Source organism: Pseudomaricurvus sp. ABR4_320, assembly GCF_056159445.1.
This window is the reverse complement of the sequence record NZ_JBSWVF010000001.1, coordinates 456,089-476,653: the sequence shown is the minus strand read 5'-3', so window position 1 is coordinate 476,653 and position 20,565 is coordinate 456,089. Positions and strand designations below refer to the sequence as shown.

Annotated in this window: 17 protein-coding genes; 14 read left to right on the top strand and 3 right to left on the bottom strand. The window is 49.5% G+C overall.

Annotation, left to right across the window (positions count from 1 at the left end; all coding sequences use genetic code 11):
• Nucleotides 1-80: 80 nt before the first annotated feature.
• From ACXAFR_RS02040 to ACXAFR_RS02025, 4 genes are all read left to right on the top strand, one after another.
• Entirely contained in the window at nt 81-1,115 is a 1,035-nt protein-coding gene (locus ACXAFR_RS02040; RefSeq protein WP_475171431.1) for an acyltransferase family protein, read from the top strand.
• 206 nt (nt 1,116-1,321) lie between these two features.
• Nucleotides 1,322-1,774: an NfeD family protein gene (locus tag ACXAFR_RS02035; RefSeq protein WP_475171430.1), complete on the top strand. Its 453-nt coding sequence runs from the start codon at nt 1,322-1,324 to the stop codon at nt 1,772-1,774.
• Nucleotides 1,775-1,788: 14 nt separating this feature from the next.
• Complete coding sequence (locus tag ACXAFR_RS02030; RefSeq protein WP_475171429.1) at nt 1,789-2,637, top strand: SPFH domain-containing protein; 849 nt, start codon at nt 1,789-1,791, stop codon at nt 2,635-2,637.
• A 208-nt stretch (nt 2,638-2,845) separates the two neighbouring features.
• Nucleotides 2,846-4,453: a dynamin family protein gene (locus tag ACXAFR_RS02025; RefSeq protein ID WP_475171427.1), complete on the top strand. Its 1,608-nt coding sequence runs from the start codon at nt 2,846-2,848 to the stop codon at nt 4,451-4,453.
• Here ACXAFR_RS02025 and ACXAFR_RS02020 read toward each other — a convergent pair.
• Together ACXAFR_RS02020 and nhaA are read right to left on the bottom strand one after the other, a co-directional pair.
• The gene (locus ACXAFR_RS02020) at nt 4,436-5,248 is read right to left on the bottom strand and encodes a DUF1499 domain-containing protein (RefSeq protein WP_475171425.1); all 813 of its coding nucleotides are present in this window, start codon (nt 5,246-5,248) and stop codon (nt 4,436-4,438) included. The two genes, ACXAFR_RS02025 and ACXAFR_RS02020, sit on opposite strands and share 18 nt — an antisense overlap.
• Nucleotides 5,249-5,294: 46 nt before the next feature.
• Nucleotides 5,295-6,662, bottom strand: coding sequence for a Na+/H+ antiporter NhaA (nhaA, locus tag ACXAFR_RS02015; RefSeq protein WP_475171424.1), 1,368 nt, complete (start codon nt 6,660-6,662; stop codon nt 5,295-5,297).
• Nucleotides 6,663-6,817: 155 nt separating this feature from the next.
• On the opposite strand from nhaA, the gene ACXAFR_RS02010 reads away from it, so the two are divergent.
• The 5 genes from ACXAFR_RS02010 (at nt 6,818) to ACXAFR_RS01990 (ending at nt 12,364) form a co-directional block, all read left to right on the top strand.
• Nucleotides 6,818-8,401, top strand: a complete 1,584-nt coding sequence (locus tag ACXAFR_RS02010) for an alkaline phosphatase D family protein (RefSeq protein ID WP_475171422.1) — start codon at nt 6,818-6,820, stop codon at nt 8,399-8,401.
• Nucleotides 8,402-8,649: 248 nt separating this feature from the next.
• Nucleotides 8,650-9,663 carry an NAD-dependent epimerase/dehydratase family protein gene (locus tag ACXAFR_RS02005; protein ID WP_475171421.1) on the top strand — a complete coding sequence of 338 codons (1,014 nt, stop codon included), beginning with the start codon at nt 8,650-8,652 and terminating at the stop codon, nt 9,661-9,663.
• On the top strand, nt 9,653-10,339 hold the full coding sequence (locus ACXAFR_RS02000; RefSeq protein ID WP_475171419.1) for a PIG-L deacetylase family protein: 687 nt from the start codon (nt 9,653-9,655) through the stop codon (nt 10,337-10,339). Before ACXAFR_RS02005 ends, ACXAFR_RS02000 begins: the two co-directional genes overlap by 11 nt.
• Before the next feature lie 18 nt (nt 10,340-10,357).
• A complete protein-coding gene (locus ACXAFR_RS01995) occupies nt 10,358-11,524 on the top strand; it encodes a glycosyltransferase family 4 protein (protein WP_475171418.1) in 1,167 nt (388 codons plus the stop codon).
• A 54-nt stretch (nt 11,525-11,578) separates the two neighbouring features.
• A complete protein-coding gene (locus ACXAFR_RS01990) occupies nt 11,579-12,364 on the top strand; it encodes a WecB/TagA/CpsF family glycosyltransferase (RefSeq protein ID WP_475171417.1) in 786 nt (261 codons plus the stop codon).
• A gap of 62 nt (nt 12,365-12,426) precedes the next feature.
• On the opposite strand, the gene ACXAFR_RS01985 is transcribed toward ACXAFR_RS01990, so the two are convergent.
• Nucleotides 12,427-13,446, bottom strand: a complete 1,020-nt coding sequence (locus tag ACXAFR_RS01985; RefSeq protein WP_475171415.1) for an AraC family transcriptional regulator — start codon at nt 13,444-13,446, stop codon at nt 12,427-12,429.
• Nucleotides 13,447-13,594: 148 nt separating this feature from the next.
• Between ACXAFR_RS01985 and lpxC the strand changes: the two genes are divergently transcribed.
• The 5 genes from lpxC (at nt 13,595) to ACXAFR_RS01960 (ending at nt 20,454) form a co-directional block, all read left to right on the top strand.
• Nucleotides 13,595-14,536 carry a UDP-3-O-acyl-N-acetylglucosamine deacetylase gene (gene lpxC, locus ACXAFR_RS01980; protein WP_475171413.1) on the top strand — a complete coding sequence of 314 codons (942 nt, stop codon included), beginning with the start codon at nt 13,595-13,597 and terminating at the stop codon, nt 14,534-14,536.
• A 131-nt stretch (nt 14,537-14,667) separates the two neighbouring features.
• Entirely contained in the window at nt 14,668-16,824 is a 2,157-nt protein-coding gene (locus ACXAFR_RS01975; RefSeq protein WP_475171411.1) for an exonuclease domain-containing protein, read from the top strand.
• Between the two features lie 196 nt (nt 16,825-17,020).
• On the top strand, nt 17,021-18,589 hold the full coding sequence (locus ACXAFR_RS01970; RefSeq protein ID WP_475171408.1) for a methyl-accepting chemotaxis protein: 1,569 nt from the start codon (nt 17,021-17,023) through the stop codon (nt 18,587-18,589).
• Between the two features lie 325 nt (nt 18,590-18,914).
• The gene (locus tag ACXAFR_RS01965) at nt 18,915-19,742 is read left to right on the top strand and encodes an N-formylglutamate amidohydrolase (protein WP_475171405.1); all 828 of its coding nucleotides are present in this window, start codon (nt 18,915-18,917) and stop codon (nt 19,740-19,742) included.
• A 436-nt stretch (nt 19,743-20,178) separates the two neighbouring features.
• Nucleotides 20,179-20,454: a hypothetical protein gene (locus ACXAFR_RS01960; RefSeq protein ID WP_475171402.1), complete on the top strand. Its 276-nt coding sequence runs from the start codon at nt 20,179-20,181 to the stop codon at nt 20,452-20,454.
• Nucleotides 20,455-20,565 lie beyond the last annotated feature (111 nt).

The following is a 20,565-nucleotide window of genomic DNA, read 5'->3' as shown; positions in this document are numbered from 1 at the left end:
TATCTTACTTTTGTTACTGCATAGGAATTTACGTCGTAGTGTCGTACTTTTAACGATCACTTATACAATTGGTGCCTATCATGAAAAACAGGGAAGAATGGATAGACGCGGTTAAAGGACTAACAATTTGCTTAGTCGTGATGTATCACCTTTTTGGAGGTGTTAACAATCATGTGGGCTTTTCTGAACAAACACTCTCTCTATACGAATTAGCGACAACGATTCGGATGCCGCTCTTTTTTCTCGTTGCAGGTTTTTTTGCCTATAAAGCCATACATGCATCGTGGAATGAATTCGTTGACAAAAAGATATTCCACTTTTTGTATTTCTATTTGTTGTGGAATTCCCTGACAATCATTGGTGCGTTTTTATTAACTGATTTTTCCCGAGCGCAGCAACTCGCTATGTTTGCATGGGTGCCGTTCCGAAATTTTTGGTTCTTATACGCCTTAATGCTGTGCTTTCTTTTTGCTAGATATAGTCGCAATTTACCATTTTCCGTTCAGTTATCGTCTGCTCTCATGGCTTCCTGCCTGCTGTACTTCTTGCCGAAAATACCAATCCCCGAGGTTTTTTCAGGAACTATAAAATACTATCCATGCTTTCTGACTGGCATCTATCTGTCCGGCAATATTCGACGTTTCGTGGTTGAAGCAAATTGGCGGCAGTTGGCCGGCTGCGCGCTGGTCTTTTCATTATTGTCAGTCATTGCTTTGGAAATTTTGCCGGTTTCAAACCCATTTTTATATTACCCCATGGCTGCTGCTGTCAGCCTGTTGATTATGGGGCTTATCCAAAAAATTCGTGGTACTGGGTTGTTTAACGTACTCGTATATCTTGGCGAGCGGGGCCTTTACATTTTTGTACTCTATACCGTTCCGGTGATGCTTATACAGCAGTACGGGTTGAAATACGGACTTGGAGCCTACCCAGGTGCGCTCGTGATTTTTGGCTCCATTGCAGCCGTCGCGATCTGTATCGGGCTTTACAGTGTGCTGAGCAAAATCCCCGCGTTGTCCTTTCTCTTTCACCGTCCGGATTTTGCGCATTATCGCGTGAATTCCCATCGTCAAGAGGCAACCGCGCGCCCTCGACAAGCCACGGATATTCGCTAGTCCATAGTTCTGTGATCTTCCCCTAAATATCTGCCCGCTCGTTCGTCAGCGGGCATTTGCCTTTTTTCATTCATTTCATCAAAGATTCTGCATCGACGCTTAATTGGTGGTGAAGATGCTAAACTCTCCTTTGTAACTTCAGTCTGATAGTCCCTGATCCTTGAGAGGGTAAGGGCGTCAATTCGGGAATTGGTGGTTTCGCTGATATGGAAATAAATCTGCTGTACTGGCACTGGATTCTTCTGGGCGTCATCCTGATGCTTGCGGAAATTTTTCTGGCGTCGTTCTTTGTGCTTTGGTTTGGTGTCGCCGCGATCATTACCGGTATTGTTTTGATGGTGGCGCCTGGATTAGGCCTGTCTGTTCAGCTAACGCTATGGACATTGCTGTCTGTGTGTCTGGCGATCGCTTGGTTCAAATATCTGAGACCTCTTGCTGTCGATAGAACTCAGGCTGGCCTTTCTCGTGAGGCCATTATAGGGCAGACCGGTCAGGTAATTGTGGTTCCTCAGGGGGAGATAAAAGGCTCACTCCGGTTTCCCGCACCTATACTAGGCAATGATGAGTGGCTGATCATGACGGAGGATTCTGTCGCTGTTGGTGATCGAGTCAGAGTAATAGAAGTCTCTGGCAATGCCCTCATTGTCACAAAGGCTTAGTTTAAGGAGAGATTATGGAAAGTTTGTATGTCGTTGTAGCGCTCTTAGTCCTGGTCATTGTCACCCTGGGTAAAGGGGTAAGGCTGGTTCCGCAGGGCTATAAGTGGGTGGTTCAACGCTTGGGAAAATACCATTGCACCTTGAATCCGGGTCTTAATATTTTGATACCGTATATCGACAACGTGGCTTATAAAGTCACAACGAAAGATATCGTTTTGGATATTCCCTCACAGGAAGTGATTACCCGAGATAATGCAGTGATTGTTGCTAACGCTGTCGCTTATATCAACATAATTTCACCAGAAAAAGCGGTGTACGGTGTGGAGGACTACAGTATCGCCATACAGACATTGGTCCAAACCACACTGCGTTCAATTATCGGGGAGATGGATCTGGATGACGCTCTGTCTTCGAGAGATAAAATTAAATCACATTTGAAGAACTCCATTTCCGATGATATTGCCGATTGGGGTATCACTCTGAAAACAGTTGAAATTCAGGACATCAATCCATCGGGTACCATGCAGCATGCGATGGAAGAGCAGGCCGCAGCAGAGCGAGCTCGTCGAGCCACCGTCACACGGGCGGATGGTGACAAACAAGCGGCCATTCTTGAGGCTGATGGCCGACTAGAGGCATCTCGTCGGGATGCTGAGGCTCAGGTGGTATTGGCGGAAGCCAGCCAGAGAGCGATTTCTATGGTGTCAGAAGCGATTGGTGACAAAGAGTTGCCCATTGTTTATCTGTTGGGAGAGAAGTACGTCCATTCTCTTGAGAGCCTGGCAGAATCTGAGAATGGAAAAATGGTTGTTCTTCCTGCGGATTTACCCGCGGCTATCCGTGGCATGATGGGTAAAGCCTAACTGAAACCTGGGGTTCGTCGCTGAGACGTGTATTATGTCGAATAAGGTGTGATTTCCCGGTCGGGTTGAGCACCTTATTTCCATCTCCCGCGTAATTAAACACAAGATTACACGCGGAAAGTGCAACCAACAGACAGTTCCAACGTCAAAACTCCTTTTTCGCCTTTTAGGAAAAGGCTGCGAGACAGCAGAGAAAAGTGACACGTTAATGGCAAGAACCACGACACAAGAAAGAGTCAAACGACTCGAAAAACATCTCCAGCAAGAAAATCCAATACTCTCCCAGGTGGTTTCTGGTTTCCAGAAACTTGATCGCATCGCGCGAGGCTTGGGGCTGATGGAGGCTGACGACTCTTACGCGACACAGGTCTCTTGGTGGCCGGTAGTCTCTATCCTAGGTACTTTTTCTGCCGGTAAATCAACCTTTATCAATCAGTACACTGGGCACAAGCTGCAGCGTACAGGCAATCAGGCGGTGGATGACAAATTCACTGTTCTTTGTTACGGCAACACTGACTCCAATCAGGCGCTACCAGGCCTGGCTTTGGACAGTGACCCGCGCTTCCCCTTTTATCAAATCAGTCACGACATCGATAGCGTGGCAGAAGGCGAGGGACGCCGAGTCGACTCTTACTTGCAGCTGAAAACCTGTAAGTCAGAAAACCTGCTAGGAAAAATTCTGATCGATTCTCCTGGGTTTGATGCGGATCATCAGCGCACATCAACACTATTGATCATCGATCACATTATTGACCTGTCTGATCTCGTGCTCGTGTTTTTTGATGGTAGACACCCAGAGCCTGGTGCAATGGCAGACACATTGGCGCACTTGGTTAAAAATACCATTAACCGACATGATGCTACCAAGTTTCTCTACATTCTGAATCAGATCGACAACACTGCTCGAGAGGACAACCCGGAAGAAGTGGTCGCTGCGTGGCAGCGAGCTCTGGCTCAGCAAGGGTTGACAGCGGGTCGCTTCTATCGGATTTACTCTCGAGAGGCAGAGGTGACAGGTGTTGACGACTCGGTCAAACAGCGGCTTGAACGCATTCGTGACGAAGACCTGAAAGATATAGAAGCTCGTATGACCCAGGTTGAAGTTGAGCGAGCCTATCGGGTTGTCGGCGTTTTGGAAAAAACCGCCCGCCACATCCAAGATGTGATGGTGCCCCGGTTATCTGATCTGCGACGCCAGTGGCGCAAACTCACGGCAACCTTTAATACGGTTGTTTTTGGTACGCTGCTGGCGCTGTTTGCCTGGTGGAGTATCTCGTCTGGCTACTGGGTTGATGGTGCTTTCACGCCTTTGGCAACGATGGACCCTGCCATGCAGATGGTCTCGCTCATTATGGGGGCATTGGTTGCCGGGCTCATTTACTACAAGCTTAGGGGTATTGCCGGCAGTATTGTTGCCCGTCGTTTTGAAAAGACGGCCGGTGACAACCGCGACGATAATGCGTTAAGAAAGGCATTCAAGCATAACAGGATGGCATGGTGGAAGTCTGTCGCTTCGCCAACGCCGAGAGGTTGGGGCTTTCGCAAAAAGCGAATGCTGGAGAAATTACTGGCTGATGCGGATGGTTTTGTACAAACCTTGAACGATCAGTACGCCAGTCCCTCCGGTAAAGGTTCCACTGTTGCCGCTGCAGCAGCAGACGTTGCAGAACCGGGCGTGCCTGAAAAAGATATGGCCGAGACAGAGTTGGCGGAGAGTGATTTGGCAGAGAAGGGCGACTCAGTTGATGAGTCTACGGGAGCCGATGTTCAACCGGCTTCCGAGCCAGAAAAATCCCCTTCATCCACTCAATCCTAATTCTATGCGGACCTGCTTGAAATACTGATTCAGGCGGTCCGCATTTTTCCCAACATCACTGACCCCCACTCTTGATACAGAACGTGCGTCGAGCCTCGTCTGACCGTTGTCGGTGTTGATTCTAACCACCACATCATCTTTAAAGCGAAACCAGAAGGTCGTGTCTGTCGCTTCAATTCGCAGGCGTTCTTTGTCTGCCGCCGCGATCTCCCACCCCATGGACTCAGCCGCTTGCAACGCTGCATCAAAGACCTCTGTGCTGGCTTGGTCATAATACTGTGGGACAATTTCCGGGTAGGCTTCGGTCTGAAGAGCAGCAAGTTTTTCGGGTGTCATATCCGGAGAGCCGCCATAAACGGTAGTGTTGCTGTCTGCTCCGCGCAACGGGAGCACGGCTTCAAATTCGGGAGGATTTGTCGTGTCGCTCGAAATATCGTGAATTGGGGGAATGATCACTTCCTCGCCAGGCCGATAGCTCTCGGGAATCTGCCAAGCCAGTAGGGCTCCGATCAGCCCAATGACACTTTTCTGAAGGCCATTCCTGAATGTTTTAGACGTACCAAGCTTGGGCAGAAAGACCACCAGAATGATCACTAGCATCACCAGCGACAGCCAGGAACCTGCCTTATTTGCGGCACCCAACAAAAGAAAACCTGTGCGAAAATTCCACAGTTGCAGCCATACGCCGAGAGGACCGGCGATCGCCAGTAGACCGCAAAGAAGGCCGAGGCAAAGTAACAAGTTAGCTGTTAGGGAGGGAAGTTTGCTGGCATTTGCCTGCGTGGTTTGGTTCATGGAGATCTGGTCCTTAAAGTTTTTTCAAAGATGGTTGAACGGCGGTTCACCGACCGTCCTGAATGTTCGCTTTATTCTCTGTACTGGTAACGCGTAACCATAGATACCCTAAAAGACCACAACACAGCGATGTTAGCAAGATCGTAATCTTACTCAGGTCGGCTGGCGCAAAGGCTGACTCTTGTGAGCCTGTGAACGCCAGTGTGGCCACGAGAATGGACATGGTAAAGCCGATACCTGCGAGAAAGCCTATACCTACGACATCGTTCAGCCGCAGGCCACTGGGCAGTTTCCCTCCAGCAATTTTCATTGTGAGAAATGAAAACAGCAAGATTCCGCCCATCTTTCCCAGCGCCAAACCTGCGGCAATACCCCACGCCAAAGGTTGCTGTAAGAGTTCGGCGAACAGCTGGCCTGACAAAGGGATACCGGCATTTGCGAGCGCAAATAACGGCATAACCAGTAATGTAATTGGTTTGGAAAAGAGGTTTTCCCATCGTCGCAAGGGGGTAGTTGCTCTCTCGGCTTCTTGTCGTACGCCTTCAATAACCTCGTGCTGTTCCTCGTCTTCGAGCACGCCAGAATCCTGTCGGTCGCGCCTCAGCGCGAATGCGTGACGTAAGAGCGTTGATGATTTCGCTAGGAAGCCTGTGCGCCCAATGCGTGGCCTCGCCGGGACCGTTATGGCAACCAAAATCCCTGCCAGGGTTGTGTGAATACCGGCTTCATGAAGCAGTCCCCATACTATGCAACCACCTATCGCGTATAACGCAGAATGGCGTATTCCGAACCAATTTCCCGCCGCCAACACCATTAAGATAACGCCGGAGTATGCTAGCGGTTGACAGTGGAGTTCTTCGGTGTACGCGATAGCAATGACCAACATAGCGCCAATGTCGTCAATAATGGCCAGAGCGGTAATAAACAGCGCAGCGCCCATTGGCGCTCGCCTACCCAATAGCGCCAGAATGCCCAAGGCAAAGGCGGTATCCGTCGCCATGGGAATTCCCCAACCGTGAGAAAATTCACTGTCCGGCGGATTGAGTATTAGGTAGATGGCTGCCGGGCAAAGCATGCCTCCAATCGCGGCCATGATAATGGGCAGTGAACGGTCAAGGTGTCTTAGTTCACCGACGAGGAATTCCCGTTTGATTTCCAGGCCAAGATAAAAGAAGAACAGTGCCATAAGGCCGTCTGATATCCACTCTTCTACTGTTAAAGAGAAATGCTGTTCTCCGTATAAAACGCCGACGTCTAGACCAAAGAAATGGTGGTAGGAGGGCGCCCATGGTGAATTTGCCCAGATCAGCGCGGCCAGAGTGCAGGAGAGCAAAAGCAGGCTCGATGCCGTTTGGCTTTCCGTAAACTCTGCAAAAGGGCGAACCGCACTTTTGACTTTGTTAGCTACTTTCATCGGCGATTTCAAATCTATTTGCCTCATAAATGCCATATATTTGCAACGATATTGCCGTAACTCTGTCACTTTTAGGTTTTAGGATCCTGGTTCACGCATGGCGCCCGGTTAAACACAGGAGAGCGCCAGAACATCAGTCCTGATAGGAGTTACACATGAAAAGCAAGGGAACCAATCGCAGAGACTTTCTTCGAGATTCCAGCATGACCCTGGGGGCAGGAGCCGTTGCCGTCCAGAGCGGTCTGTCCACCAAAGCGTTCGCGGGCTCGCCAGCCGTGATCACGTCTGAAAAAGAAAGGCCTCAAGTCGATCAGGGATTACAGATCGGCGATGTTCTGGCTCGCCGCGGTGTGGTGTGGAGCCGTTCCGATCGTCCCGCACGTATGTGGGTTGAAGCCAGCTATCATGAAAGTTTCGCCAACAGCATGCGTCTGCGTGGTCCCTTTGCCCTTGCGGATACTGACTATACGACGCGTATAGACCTTTCGGGTTTACGCGCCGATAGTAAGGTTTACGTTAAAGTGACTTACGAATCTCTGGATAACAGTCGCTGCACCAGTGCGCCGGTGTATGGAGAGTTTGTCACTGCGCCTGAGCGTGCTCGTGATATCCACTTCCTTTGGTCTGGAGACACGGCGGGTCAAGGCTGGGGGATCAATCCTGATTTCGGCGGTATGAAAATCTATTCGGCGATGAAGAATGAAGGTGCTGACTTTTTTATTCACAGTGGCGACACGATATACGCCGACGGTCCTATCAGCGAATTTCAAACGGCAGAAGATGGTTCTACCTGGCGTAACATTGTGACTGAAGAAGTCAGCAAGGTCGCGGAGACCCTGGATGAGTATCGGGGACGCTATAAATACAATTTGCTCGATGAAAACATGCTCGCGTTCAATGCGACAACACCGCAAATCTGGCAGTGGGACGATCATGAGGTGACCAACAACTGGTCGAGCTCTAAAGACCTCACTGATGACGATCGTTATACCGAAAAGAATGTTCCTTTGCTGATTGCCCGCGGCGCTACCGCTTTTCTTGAGTATGCACCGATTCGTCCTCATAACGCGCGGGAAGAGGAGCGGGTTTATCGCAAAATTTCCTATGGCAGCCTGCTCGACGTGATTGTTGTGGACATGCGCAGTTATCGTGGCCCAAATACCGCCAATGATCAAACCGAAGCTGGGCCAGAGACCCGCTTTTTTGGCGCTCGCCAATTGGCGTGGATCAAAAAGGCTTTGAAAGAATCCACGGCCACCTGGAAGGTTGTTGCCTCTGATATGCCCATTGGACTGGTCGTCGCGGATGGTGACAACTTTGAGAACATGGCCAACGGCATGGATATGCTGGCGGGAAGAGAATTGGAAATGGCAGAGTTACTGCGTCATATCAAAACCTGCAACATCGAGAACGTGGTGTGGTTGACGGCAGATGTCCATTATTGTGCCGCCCATCACTATTCGCCTGAGCGAGCTGTTTTTCAGGATTTCGCGCCTTTCTGGGAGTTTGTTGCAGGCCCACTAAATGCAGGAACCTTTGGTCCAAATGATTTGGACAATACCTTTGGGCCGCAAGTGGTTTTCGAGAAAGCGCCTGAAGTGGCAAATTCCTCACCTTTCGCAGGCTTGCAGTTTTACGGCGATGTGAAGATTGATGGCTATAGCGGACAGATGACGGTCAGTCTGAAAGATCTCAATGGCGCGGTGGTGTATTCGAAAACACTGGATCCTGTGGTTTAACCGCCGATTGGTCACAGTGCGGTTTTCGCACTGTGACGATTTCCAATAACCTTGTTGTGATTGGGCGTCCGTACTGACCTTTGGTGCGTCTATCGTGCGCTGACTGACGTTTCACATCACTGTCTTTTTGATTTTGAGTTTTCTTGATGTCTTCAACCTTTCTATAACGAACACTCAATCGCTTTAGAAAATTGACTTCCTCGGTCTCTGTCGCTATTTTCGGCTCTTTGTTGAGGTAAGGGCCGGGAATGATGGAAAGCAAACCGACATCCGTATTGGTGACAGGGGGGCTGGGGTTTATTGGATCAACACTTACCGAACAGCTGCTCGCCAGTGGCGTGGACGTTACTGTTATCGACAGTAAAATCTCAAATGTGATTGACGGTAGTGACTTGCTGTCACAATACGCCAATTTCCATCTTATTGAAGCTTCCGTTTCTCCCAAATCTTTGGCAGCTGCGGCAGAGTTTCAGCCGGATATGGTGGTTCACCTGGCCAGTTACGTTGGACCTGCCGGAATCTTAAAATACAGTGGGAAAATCGGACCTGAAATCGTCGCTAATACGGCGGATGTCATTGAATTTTCGCTCAGCCACCAACTGCCCTTGGTTTACTTCTCATCTGCAGAGGTCTACGGATTCAGTGGCGTTTTGAGGGAATCTGCCAAAATTGAAGTGACACCGCATTACAATGCCCGGATTGAGTATGCGCTGGGCAAAGTCACTTGTGAATCTATGGTGTATAACTCTAGAGTTCACGGTCTTAAATCGATCACCATTCGGCCATTCAATGTCGCCGGATCGCGTCAATCCAGCGCTGGCGGCTTCGTTCTACCAACGTTCATCGAGCAAGCCTTGCAAAATCAGCCGTTAACGGTTTTTCATACGGGACAACAACAGCGCGCGTTTACCGATGTGCGGGATGTCGCGCATTTCGTTGAACAGGTGATGATGCGACCTGACTGTATGGACGGGCGTGTGGTTAACGTTGGAAATCCCGGAAACAGTATCACCATGATGGCCTTGGCGGAGCGGGTAAAAGCCCAATTGCACAGCGAATCTGACATCCAGTTGGTCGATGGCAAGTCCATTCATGGTGATTTGTACGAAGAAGCGGAGAGCATTATAAAGATACCGGATATCGATAGGGCTCGCTCGATGGGCTGGGTTCCGGAATACGATCTCGAGGCCGTTATAGAGCAGGCAGCCGCAGAAATCCGGAGTAAGCTAGGTAGCTCTTTGGAGAGCACTCTTGCGAGCTGAACGAGTCTTAGTGGTTTCTCCCCATCCGGATGATGAAGTGCTCGGTGCTGCAGGGACTCTGCAAAAACTAAAGGCGGCGGGAGCGGAGATCTGGGTAACCTATCTGTGTGTGGATGGCTTCAACCACTATGGCATTGATTATAAGACGACTGCCGCAGAGCGATACGCTGAAATTGACGCTGTGGCAGATTTGTTAGGTTTTGGTTATGACGTGGTGTTTGATCAACAGGAACTCACTGAAAAGCTCGACACGGTACCACAACGAGACTTGGTCACGTGGTTTGAACAAAAATACAACGCGTTTAAACCAGATCTCTTATTTTTGCCACACGGAGAAGATTACGATCAGGACCACCGAGCGACCTTCCAAGCCGCGTTTACCGCTGCCAGACCCATTCCTGAATCTCTGCAGAAACATTTACCGCCTCGTGTTCTGACCTATGAATCACCGAAATTGGCTTGGGCTGAGCATGTGTTTCGTCCTACGTGCCATTGGGAAATCGGTGCTCAGCTGCAGACGAAATTGGATGCCGTAGCGCTTTATAAAAGCCAGTTGCGCGAGCCGCCTCATATTCGCAGTCTGGAAAACTTGAGAAGTTTGGCCAATCTGCGCGGAAGTGAAATGGGCGTCGACTACGCTGAGGCATTCCAAGTGTGGCGTTGGTTCGCCGGTTGAGAGCTTGGGCGACATCGTTTGCGCATACTGCAGCTATACAATCAGTATCGAAATAACGTCCATGGTGAAGAAACGGTTATTCGACGCACCTGCCAGTTACTTCAGGCCCATGGCCATGATGTTGAGGTTATTCGGTTTCCGTCGACGCCGGTAGATCTGACAGCTTTGGCAAAAGTCCGTCTCGCGGTGCAGAGCCACTTCAACCTTCGCAGCCATCGCTTTTTGGTCGAGAAATTCCGCCAACTGCGACCAGAGATAGTTCATCTTCACAATATTTACCCCAGTATTTCTCCGGCTGTTTTTGCGGCGGCCAGACGCTGCGGCATTCCGACAGTGATGTCTTTGCATCACTTTTTCTTAACGTGTCCGGTGTTGACTCATCGCCGGGGCAATCAAAGTTGTCTCAAATGCGTTGGGCACTCTGCGTTTAATGCGCTGCGCTATAACTGTCGCGACAACTGGCTGGAAAGTGCGGTCTATGCCAGCCGTTCCGCGTTTGCGAGGCAATTTGACTTGATTCCCAAGGCTGAAACGCGTCTGATTGCTTTGTCGTTTTTCTCTCGGAATCTGTTGATACAGCAGGGTTTTTCGCCTGATTTCATTTCTGTCTTACCCAATATGGCGGACATTGCACCCGAACCAGCAAAGCCCAGCGCGGGGGGCTATTTCCTTTATTTGGGGCGATTGACTGCGGAAAAGGGCATAGAAACGCTGTTTCGTGCCGTCGAAAAAACGGGGCTTCCTCTGAAATACGCCGGACCCTATCAGGACAATTGGCTGGAGACTCTGACAGAGCCAGAGTCAGCACATTATTTGGGTGTGCTCTCTCAACATAAGTGTACTGCGATGCTTAGAGGCGCGATTGCTCTCATCGTGCCAAGTGAGTGGTTCGAAATGTGTCCCATGGTAATATTGGAGGCGATGGGGCAGGGAATACCGATTATTTGTTCGTCAATCGGAGGATTACCTGAAATGGTCGGTCACGAGCGGGAAGGGCTATTGTTCTCGGCGGGTAACACGGAGTCGTTGGCGAGGGCCATGAATCGCCTGTGGCATGATCGGCGTTTGGTCGCTCAGTTGTCAGCGAGGGCCTACAAGGCTGCGTTGCTTAAGTATCATGATCGACGTTATGTCGATAAACTGCTGTCGATTTACCGTGAATCGGTAAGATCAAGCGGAAACTAGGGATGTGTTCGGACAGTGATGTTCGTCAGTGGAAGAATCAGTTGAGATTAGAGGATGACCGTAAAAGCGCGACGTAATTGGTATACCGAGTTTTCGACAGTGAATTTCAGCGGTGATCCCTTGAATTTGGTGGGCGAGCGCGTTATTGATTTGGCGAGCACTCAAGGTCGCAGTACTCTGATTACGGGCATTTCCATTCACGGCTTGACGGCGATGTATCAAGACGCTGATTTCCTTAAGGCCGTGAAGTCTTTTGACGTTGTAACCATCGACGGCGTTTCAACTCAAAATGTGCTCTGGGCGTCGGCGGGAGGGAAGAGACCTCATCGCGTTACCGGGACTGATCTCACCTGTTGGCTTTTAGAGCGTGCTCATCGAGAGCGAGTCCCTGTGTATTTCTATGGCAGTCGTCCCGAAACCATCGATCGCTTGATTGTACAGACAAAACGCCGTTACCCCGATATCGAAATTGTCGGTGCTGAACCCTCTCTGTTTAGACCTTTGAATAGAGAAGAAAAAGCCTTACTTTGTCAAAGAGTCAGAAACAGTGGCGCGCAATTTTTGTTCTTGGGATTAGGCTGCCCTCTGCAGGAAAAATTTGCTGCAGAGATTGCAAGCCAGTTGGCGGTTGCCATTGTATGTTCCGGGGCGGCTTTTGATTTTATAGCGGGTACTCGTTCCAGAGCTCCAGCCTGGATGCAGCGTTTCGGATTGGAGTGGTTACACAGGATAACCCAAGAACCTACACGGCTTGGGTGGCGCTATTTAGCCTGCGGAGTATTACTGGGTATTCTCTGCGGAGCAAGTTTACTCCGCAGACCCTCTAGAATTAATGGTTAACCACGTAGCACCCTGTAAGCCTTTTCTTTTTATGCTTAGACCCTATCTCGAGTCCGGACTCTTCAGTCTTTTTCTCTCTGTCGGAATTCTGTCGGCGATATACCGTGCCAGCGTTTGAACGCCCGAGTGAAATTCGCCTGATCAGAAAATCCCAAAAGATAGGCAATTTCGTTGATTGACAGCGAATGGTCGCGGATATATTGATCGGTCAGCTTTTGACGTGCTTCCTGTAGCAGTTGACTAAAGCTCAGCCCCTCGTCGGCCAGCCGGCGCTGCATCGTACGGGTGCTCATGCCAAGCTTTGATGCGATGTCTTCTTCACGCAAATGGCCTGATGGCAGCAATTCGAGGATTTTCAATTGTATTTGCGTGCCAAGCTTATCTTTGTCGAGATCCGCCAAATGCTTGAGAATGATTTGCTCATTAGCCTGGGATAGCTCGTTGTTCCCCGAGGTCAGCTTGCGCTCAATATCCTGCCGGTCGAAGACAAACTCAACGGCGTCACCGCCATAATGAACCGGGCAGCGTGCTCTCATCTCCAGCATCAAGCTGGCGCCATTTGGCGGGTGAGGACAAATTATTTGGCGAGGATTGAAGGATTCGCCCATCAGCATACGGATCATCTTTAATATCGCAGCGATCGCCGCATCTGATGCCGGTGACTGGTGCTGTCTTTCCAGAGGAATCGGGACCTGTTGTTTTACGCGAATACGAAAGTAATACAACATTTTATCGGCCACCAACTCGTACTCCATCCCGTCAATGACGAAGTCGCCATAGCGTGCAAAGCGGTGCAGCGCCTCCCCTAGGGAATTGCTGGCAAGCCAGGCGAAGCCTAGGGCGTGGAAAGTCGACGGGTTCCAGCGGCTTCCTGCTTCGATGCCGAAACATTCGTCGCCGCTTGTGCTTCGGGCTAATTCCCACAGCTTTGCCATGTTGAGCATGGGAAAACGTGCGGCAGAGTCGTTAAGTTTGGTGGGATCTAGGTCGGCTTGCCGAAAGACGCTATTGGCATCCAGTTGTCGAGAATTTAACTCATCCCAGATTAAACGGGCCCAAGAACTGAGGCTGGAAGAGGACAATCAGGTAACTCCGTGGGTGGATTTCGTGTAAGGATAAACTTTTGGCGCAAAATGACAATTCCCGGACTGAAATTTGGCAGGAATAAACCAGCAGTGCTTAGACCGTTTTTCTATTATTGCTTCCATGATCTATTTCGAGGAAAGCACAATGAAATCGGTTAACCCGTCCATTTATCAACAGCACACGTTGGTGGCTCCAATCCACTTCGTTGGACAGGGCCTGCACAGTGGCAAGCCGGTTAGTATGACATTGAAGCCGGCGGTCGCCGACTCGGGATACATTTTTGAGCGCCTGGACGTTGCCCCTGGCATCGGCGAAATTCCTGCTCGTTGGCACACGGTGACCGACACGCGTTTGTCCACAACCATTGCAAATGGTTCCGGAGTGACAGTCAGTACCGTTGAACACTTGATGGCTGCGCTTTTCGCAATGGGCGTTGATAACTGCCGTATTCAGCTCGACGGCCCAGAAGTACCGATTATGGATGGCAGTTCTGACGTATTTGTTGAGCAGATCCAAGCCATTGGCCTAAAGGAACAAACGGCTCCGAGACGCGCCCTGGTGATTACCGCACCCATCGGCGTTTGGGAAAAGGACAAGCACGCCGGGTTCACGCCATTTGGTCAGCCGTGTATAGACATGACCATTGATTTTGAAAATCCGGCGATTGGGCGTCAGTCGTACTCCTACAATCTGATGGATGCAGATTTTGCCGATGAAATTGGTCGTGCACGGACGTTTGGTTTTCAAGAGCAATTAGATACTTTACAGAAACTTGGATTGGCGAAAGGCGGCTCTCTCGACAACGCGATTTTGTTAAATGAGCAGGGGATCGTAAATAAAGAAGGTTTGCGATACACCAACGAATTTGCGCGCCACAAGCTGTTGGATGCGATTGGTGACTTGTCTCTGGCCGGTGCAATTATCGTCGGACGTTTTTCCGGAAATTGCAGCGGACATCAGCTTAACAACGAAGTATTGAGAAAATTACTTCAGCAAGGTGACTGCTGGAGATTTACAACGCTGGAAAACGCGATCGAACATTGGGGTCAGTTTATGGATTCAACATCGAGATTGAAGACTGCCTAAACAGACTCCCTACAACGACTTACCACAACCGGGCTCAGGCCCGGTTTTTTTGTTTGCAATAAAGCAAAGCAGAGACGTAAAATATCTGTACATAAATACAGTTTTTGGAGCGTTTCTGTCCGTTGAGTCCCGTGAATCGGAAAATTCTGCCGCCAACCTACTATTTAGAGCATTTTCTCGAATTTCTAGAGCAACTGGAAACTGCCAGTCGCCATCTGCTGTTTGAAGAGCACCGCCTATTTATCCAGAGGTTTTATCAGCTCAATACGGATTCGCAATGTCTTCTCGTTCGATGCATTTCTCGCAAAGGCCATTTTTTTCATCTGGAAAGCCTGAATTACGCTGAAATCATTGACCAGCCAATGGCGCTGCGTCAACTGAAGGCGGCGGGCTTTGTTGCCTCCATACGAGTCTCGTCGGTTAAATCGTTGATCAAAGGTCTTACCAAACCGCAACTACAGCAACTAATACCCTTGTGCTCGACGGCGAACACGCCATCTAAATCTGCGTCAAAACTACGCTGGATGACGTTTTTTCTCGCTCCGCAACAAGTAAAAGTGCTCGAGGCGCAAGCTCACTCTTTAAATTACATTGAGCTGCAGCATTTGGGTGTTATCGAGTACCTACTGTTCCTTTTCTTTGGTCAGTTGGATGTTGGCCTGTCGCAATTTTCATTGCGAGATCTCGGAATTCTGCAGACGCGAAAGTCGATAAAGAGTCCCATAGCTCGCTTTGAGACTTCTGCAGAGGCCTATAGTGCTTTTCTTTACGGGCGCTTGCGGAGGGATGTTAAGTCCTGGTCTCAAGAGGCGTGTTTGCTAGCAGCCAGTCAATTTTTCAGTTTGCCTGAGGCTAAGGGCGTGCAGGCCAAGATGAGTCGAAGTCGATATTGCTGGTCTTTGGCAAAGGCGGTCTATGGTGCCCACCCTTCGATGGCTATGCCCATATTTTCATCCTCAGATGAACCCAAAGCGATATCCAGTTGGTTGCGCTTTGAATATCAGCAGGGGAAGCGGGCATCGGTGGCGAAGCGATTGCGAGCAATTCTTGAAAATCCTCCCTGTGAGGAGAGCCTCTTGCTCGCCGAATCCTATGAGCGGCGCTGGTATGGTGCAAAGACGGCTAGCCCGCTGACCCGGTTACTTGACGCGTCCAAATCATCGATTCCTTTGGAAGACGCCTGGAAAGGGAGTGTAGAAGCCGGTGTTGTCGCCTGGTATCAGCAGCAGGGTGTAGATGCCTTTCATGCGGAAAACCAACTCTGGCGCTTCCTGTTTGCGACCTGCTTTTGGTATCCCATCTATCAACATTCAGACTTGGGGTTTGTCGGTGAATTTGATGTTCGGCCAGCGTTTCTTCGAGATAAAAAGCGGATACCGAGGCACAAAAGCGTGTTGCTTGCCGAGCTGGACAGATTTCAAAGTGCTGACGATATGTCTCGTCATATCACTGCCATTTGTGAGGAATTTTATGACTCGCCCAACGGCTTGTTTTTCTGGCATGACGATCTGATCGCCGTTTGCTTAAGGTTTGTCCAAACTTTGCCCTATAGCGCTTTAAGGGCGTGCCTCAAAATGATGGTTTTGCATTTCAATTCACTCTTGGATGGTTTTCCTGATTTGCTGGTTTTCGATCAGGGGGCTGTGCGATTTGAAGAAATTAAATCCCCCGGTGACCAACTGCGTCGCAATCAATTAGTAACCTTAAAATATTTGGATACTTGCGGTGTTCCTGTTGGAGTAAGGTCCACGCACTGGGCGATCAACCCCAACCAGGAGTACGTCGTTGTCGATTTTGAGACGACTGGTGGTCTGCATAATGGACATCATCGAATAACTGAGATTGGTATGGTGAGAGTACGTGGTGAGCAAGTCGTGGATACCTGGCAGACACTGGTTCACCCGCAGCGTCGAATTCCCCATTCGATAACTCAACTAACGGGGATCGATGACGCTATGGTGTCTACCGCACCGACTTTCGCAGAGATCTGCGATCAAATTTTGTCATTTCTGGAAGGGGCCATTTTTGTCGCTCATAACGTCAGTTTTGATTTTGGCTTTCTTAAAGCAGAGCTTCAACGTCTGGATATTACTCTGGCAATGCCAAAATTGTGTACGGTGCAATTAGCTCGTCGATATTTACCTGGCCATACGTCCTATGCCTTGGGAAATTTAACCAAGGATCTGGATATACCTCTCGATACCCACCATCGGGCGCTCGCGGATGCCCGAGCGACTGCCGAAATATTTTTAAAAATCCAAAAGATCCGAGCATTGGCGTTGGCATAAAAAACAACAATCGGTTTGTTGCTGGGGCGTCATTTGCCTCTGTCTTGGCCATTTTTTAATGTGTGTCCTATATTTTTTTTATCGGCAATAAAGAGAAAAGCCGTCAACAAGGCTAGATGGAGTGTGATCGAATCCGGCGGCCTGAGGATGTCAGAGTACTAATAGTGGTGGAATCAGCGGGTAACCGAGGTCGCACTTGAACAAATTTCGTTTTTTCTTGCTCTCATTGGCTGGTGGCGGGTTATCGGTTGTCGCGACCTTGGCATTCTGGCAGTTTAATGTCTCCGTATTGCTACCCGTTCTGAATGGTGTCGTGTTGACACTCATGGTTGTGTTTGTTGCTGCGATTATGCAATCGAACAGTGATCCTCAAGGGCAGGATCGTGAAGAGATTCCAGATCGACAGGCAGGGTTGGGGCGGCGTTTGGCCGGCTCTGTGGGACAAAATGCAGTATCTGCCGCTGAAGTTTCCTTCTCTACAGATCAGTTGCGTCAACGTTTGGAACGCAAGGCCATAACTATCGGTGAAATTGCCGATAATGCCATGGAAATAACCGCTAACGTTCAACAGGCGGCAAATGCCGCGGTCAATGCAGTGGCCACCGCAGAGAGTGCCCGTCAGATCAGTATGGATGGCCAGCGAATCCTGCAAGACGGCATTGCAGGTATGCGGCGCATCAACTCTCAAACGGAAGCCACATTGGAACAAATCGGAACTCTGGATACGAGAGTTCACAAGATTCAAGATGTCACCAGTGTTATTGAAGAAATTGCCAGTCAAACGAATTTGTTGGCTTTGAATGCGGCGATCGAAGCGGCGCGTGCCGGTGAACACGGTCGCGGTTTTGCTGTGGTCGCCGACGAAGTCCGACATTTGGCCGCGCGTACTGCCGATAGTACCGGTGAGGTGGCGAACATCGTCAACGAAATTCTCAGTGAAACCCAGGGGGTTGTCGGTCATATTCAGGCGTTATCTGCAGACGTAGAAAAAGGCACGCAGGATGTCGAGAACGTTGGCGCCCAGCTGGAAGGGATTGCCGGACAAACAGCAGATACAGAGAGTTGTATTTCTTCCATCGCGGATGGCATCGAGAACAGTCGGACACGTCTCGAAGCGATCGCCGATTCCATCGCGCAGGTGCGCGTCGATGCACGGGAAAATGAGAAAGAGGTCGAGCGGCTAAGCGCAGAAGCGGAGAAACTGATGGTCTTGGCGGAAGAGGCAAATGCAGTCTTGGCAGAGACTACAGCGGACAGTTATCACCAACCGTTCTTTCAAGTAGCTCAACGTACCCGCGACGATATCCAACAGGCATTCGAAGATGCAATTACGGGAGGCCGCATCTCCGCAAATGATTTGTTTGATGAAACCTATACGCCTATTGCCAATACCAATCCTGTCAAATACAACACACGTTTTGATGAATTCTGTGACCGTGTCCTGCCTGATATTCAGGAAAAAGCAGTCGCGGCTTTGCCTAAAATTGTTTTCGCAATCTCCTGTGATCGACGCGGTTATGTGCCGACCCATAACCGCAAATTTTGCCAACCGTTGACGGGTGATCCCAAGGTCGATTTGGTCAGTAATCGAACCAAACGCATTTTTGATGATCGTACGGGTGCCAGGTGTGGTTCTCATACGAATAACATGCTGTTGCAGACGTATAAGCGAGATACCGGAGAGATCATGCATGATTTGTCCGTTCCCATCTATGTACAGGGCAGGCACTGGGGTGGGCTCAGAGTCGGTTATCAACCTGAATAAGTGTTGCATTTGCCATCTTGCGACTCATCTGTTCGTTCAATAAATCGATCTTCTCACCCGTTCCTCTCTTAGTTTTTCATAGCAACCGCATTCTTCTATTCTCTGAATGTCGCCTTACTCTTCTTTATTGCCTGTGTGGAGGTTAGGGCAGGATTGTTGCTGGACAAAACTGTCTGCTCGAAACCTAACATAAAGTGTCGAAAAAGATCGAATTGACGCCATGTTGCCAGGCGGCATCTGACGCCTTGTTGATCTTACAATGTTTGATGTCACGTTTATTGTCATGAGTGGCAGGCGCTCAATTACGCGTTTTTCGGTTCAAATTATGACTCAATACTTAGATCCATATTGGAAGATTACCCGAGGAAACAGTCCAATCATCGCTACAGCGATTCACGAAGGCCACTTTATTCGGCCTCAATTACGGCCGTACCTCGCTGTCGACAATGAGGCCCAGCGCCGTGGCGAAGATCCTATGACCGGACTCTGGGCAGACGTTGCCGACAATAGCTTTGTAAACCATCGCTCTCGTTTTGAGGTGGATTTCGATCGCCCCCGTGGAGAGGTCTTTTGCGAAGAACTTCCGAACACTCAACGTGGCGCCGGACACATCTGGAGACAGTTTCCTCCTGCCGCTGGTACAGACCAATTGCTGACGCTTTATGATCATTTTTTCGCCTTGATGGCAGAATGGCTGGAGCGTCTGATTGCACAGCACGGTAATGTTTTGCTGTTGGATATTCACAGTTATAACCATCGGTTGGGGGCGTTTCGAGAGCCCGGAATACAACGCGATAATCCCGACATTGATGTGAATTCATCCAACATGGATCGGCGGAAATTCAGCAACGTGCTCGAGGTTTTGTTAGAGGCGCTTGCGTCGGGTGAAGACTCTCTGCCGGCTGGTGTGCAATCGCCAGCACTTTTCCCTGTGTACGATGTCAGGGAAAACGTGCGTGATGGAAGAGGCAGATGTTGGCCTGAATGGGTATTCGAACGCTACGGGGATCGGGTCTGTACGATCACCTTGAATTACAAAAAAAATTACATGGATGAGTGGACCGGATCCGTGGTTTTAGCGGAAGTGGATCGTCGGCGTCAGTATTTGAGCTATGGCTTGTTGCGGGCTCGCAGAGAACTCATGCAGTGTTGATAGAGCGTGGGTCTAACCGGACAAAAGTCTCTTGGCATTTGTCGTAGGGAAATTCCGTAACGCAAGGCACTGGGCTATTGCAAGATTTACAGTCTGCTGCGCGATGCTTTACAAAATTCGTGTCAGAGATTGGGAATTTGTGATGTCTTGGCGCTATTTTTTCTGATCAACATCCTCAAGTGGCGAAAAATTAAGCACATATGCTGAGATTCAGGAATGGCATGTACCTTGCTCAGTACAAATAGACGTCCTTCAATGAACGTCACGTTTACTGGATAACGTTGAGTCAAACAAAGCTCGGTTTTAGCTCGGAGTATCCGTGTGTGGGCGCAGCCAGTCGTTAGTGGTTTTTACCAGCGTTAATGGCAGGGAAAAAGATCGTTTACAATAGCAAGGTAGTTTCGATCTAAATGTGCGTAATTGAGGATACAGTCGGATGCTGAATAAGAGTTTGATCATTAGCAGTGTACTTGCGGTCATTTTTCTCGCAGGGTGTGATCGGATCAATCGTGCGAACCGAACCATGGATACCATGCTAGGCGGCGACTATGATGTTGTGATAACCGGTCATGATCACGTGTACAAAGTCATTAATGGCAAAGTGACGTCTTATCCAGACAAGGGATATTACGTTTTTTATCCAACCATTGATGGTAAGAAACGCATGGTTCAGGCACCCATTGCCTTAACGACAATTATCAAAACCGATTAAGTCGTTGCATTGCATACTGGGCGCGGTTTGTTCAAGAAAATAGTTTAGGATTTCAAGTAGGGGAGGTGACGAACGGTTAGCGCTGCATAGTGGAAGACAAGACGCTATGGC

Excerpts from the sequence above, each read along its gene's own strand:
- ACXAFR_RS02040 (WP_475171431.1), top strand. The coding sequence starts at position 81 with ATGAAAAACAGGGAAGAATGGATAGACGCGGTTAAAGGACTAACAATT.
- ACXAFR_RS02035 (WP_475171430.1), top strand. The coding sequence starts at position 1,322 with ATGGAAATAAATCTGCTGTACTGGCACTGGATTCTTCTGGGCGTCATC.
- ACXAFR_RS02030 (WP_475171429.1), top strand. The coding sequence starts at position 1,789 with ATGGAAAGTTTGTATGTCGTTGTAGCGCTCTTAGTCCTGGTCATTGTC.
- ACXAFR_RS02025 (WP_475171427.1), top strand. The coding sequence starts at position 2,846 with ATGGCAAGAACCACGACACAAGAAAGAGTCAAACGACTCGAAAAACAT.
- ACXAFR_RS02020 (WP_475171425.1), bottom strand. The coding sequence starts at position 5,248 with ATGAACCAAACCACGCAGGCAAATGCCAGCAAACTTCCCTCCCTAACA.
- nhaA (WP_475171424.1), bottom strand. The coding sequence starts at position 6,662 with ATGAAAGTAGCTAACAAAGTCAAAAGTGCGGTTCGCCCTTTTGCAGAG.
- ACXAFR_RS02010 (WP_475171422.1), top strand. The coding sequence starts at position 6,818 with ATGAAAAGCAAGGGAACCAATCGCAGAGACTTTCTTCGAGATTCCAGC.
- ACXAFR_RS02005 (WP_475171421.1), top strand. The coding sequence starts at position 8,650 with ATGATGGAAAGCAAACCGACATCCGTATTGGTGACAGGGGGGCTGGGG.
- ACXAFR_RS01990 (WP_475171417.1), top strand. The coding sequence starts at position 11,579 with ATGACCGTAAAAGCGCGACGTAATTGGTATACCGAGTTTTCGACAGTG.
- lpxC (WP_475171413.1), top strand. The coding sequence starts at position 13,595 with ATGAAATCGGTTAACCCGTCCATTTATCAACAGCACACGTTGGTGGCT.
- ACXAFR_RS01965 (WP_475171405.1), top strand. The coding sequence starts at position 18,915 with ATGACTCAATACTTAGATCCATATTGGAAGATTACCCGAGGAAACAGT.
- ACXAFR_RS01960 (WP_475171402.1), top strand. The coding sequence starts at position 20,179 with ATGCTGAATAAGAGTTTGATCATTAGCAGTGTACTTGCGGTCATTTTT.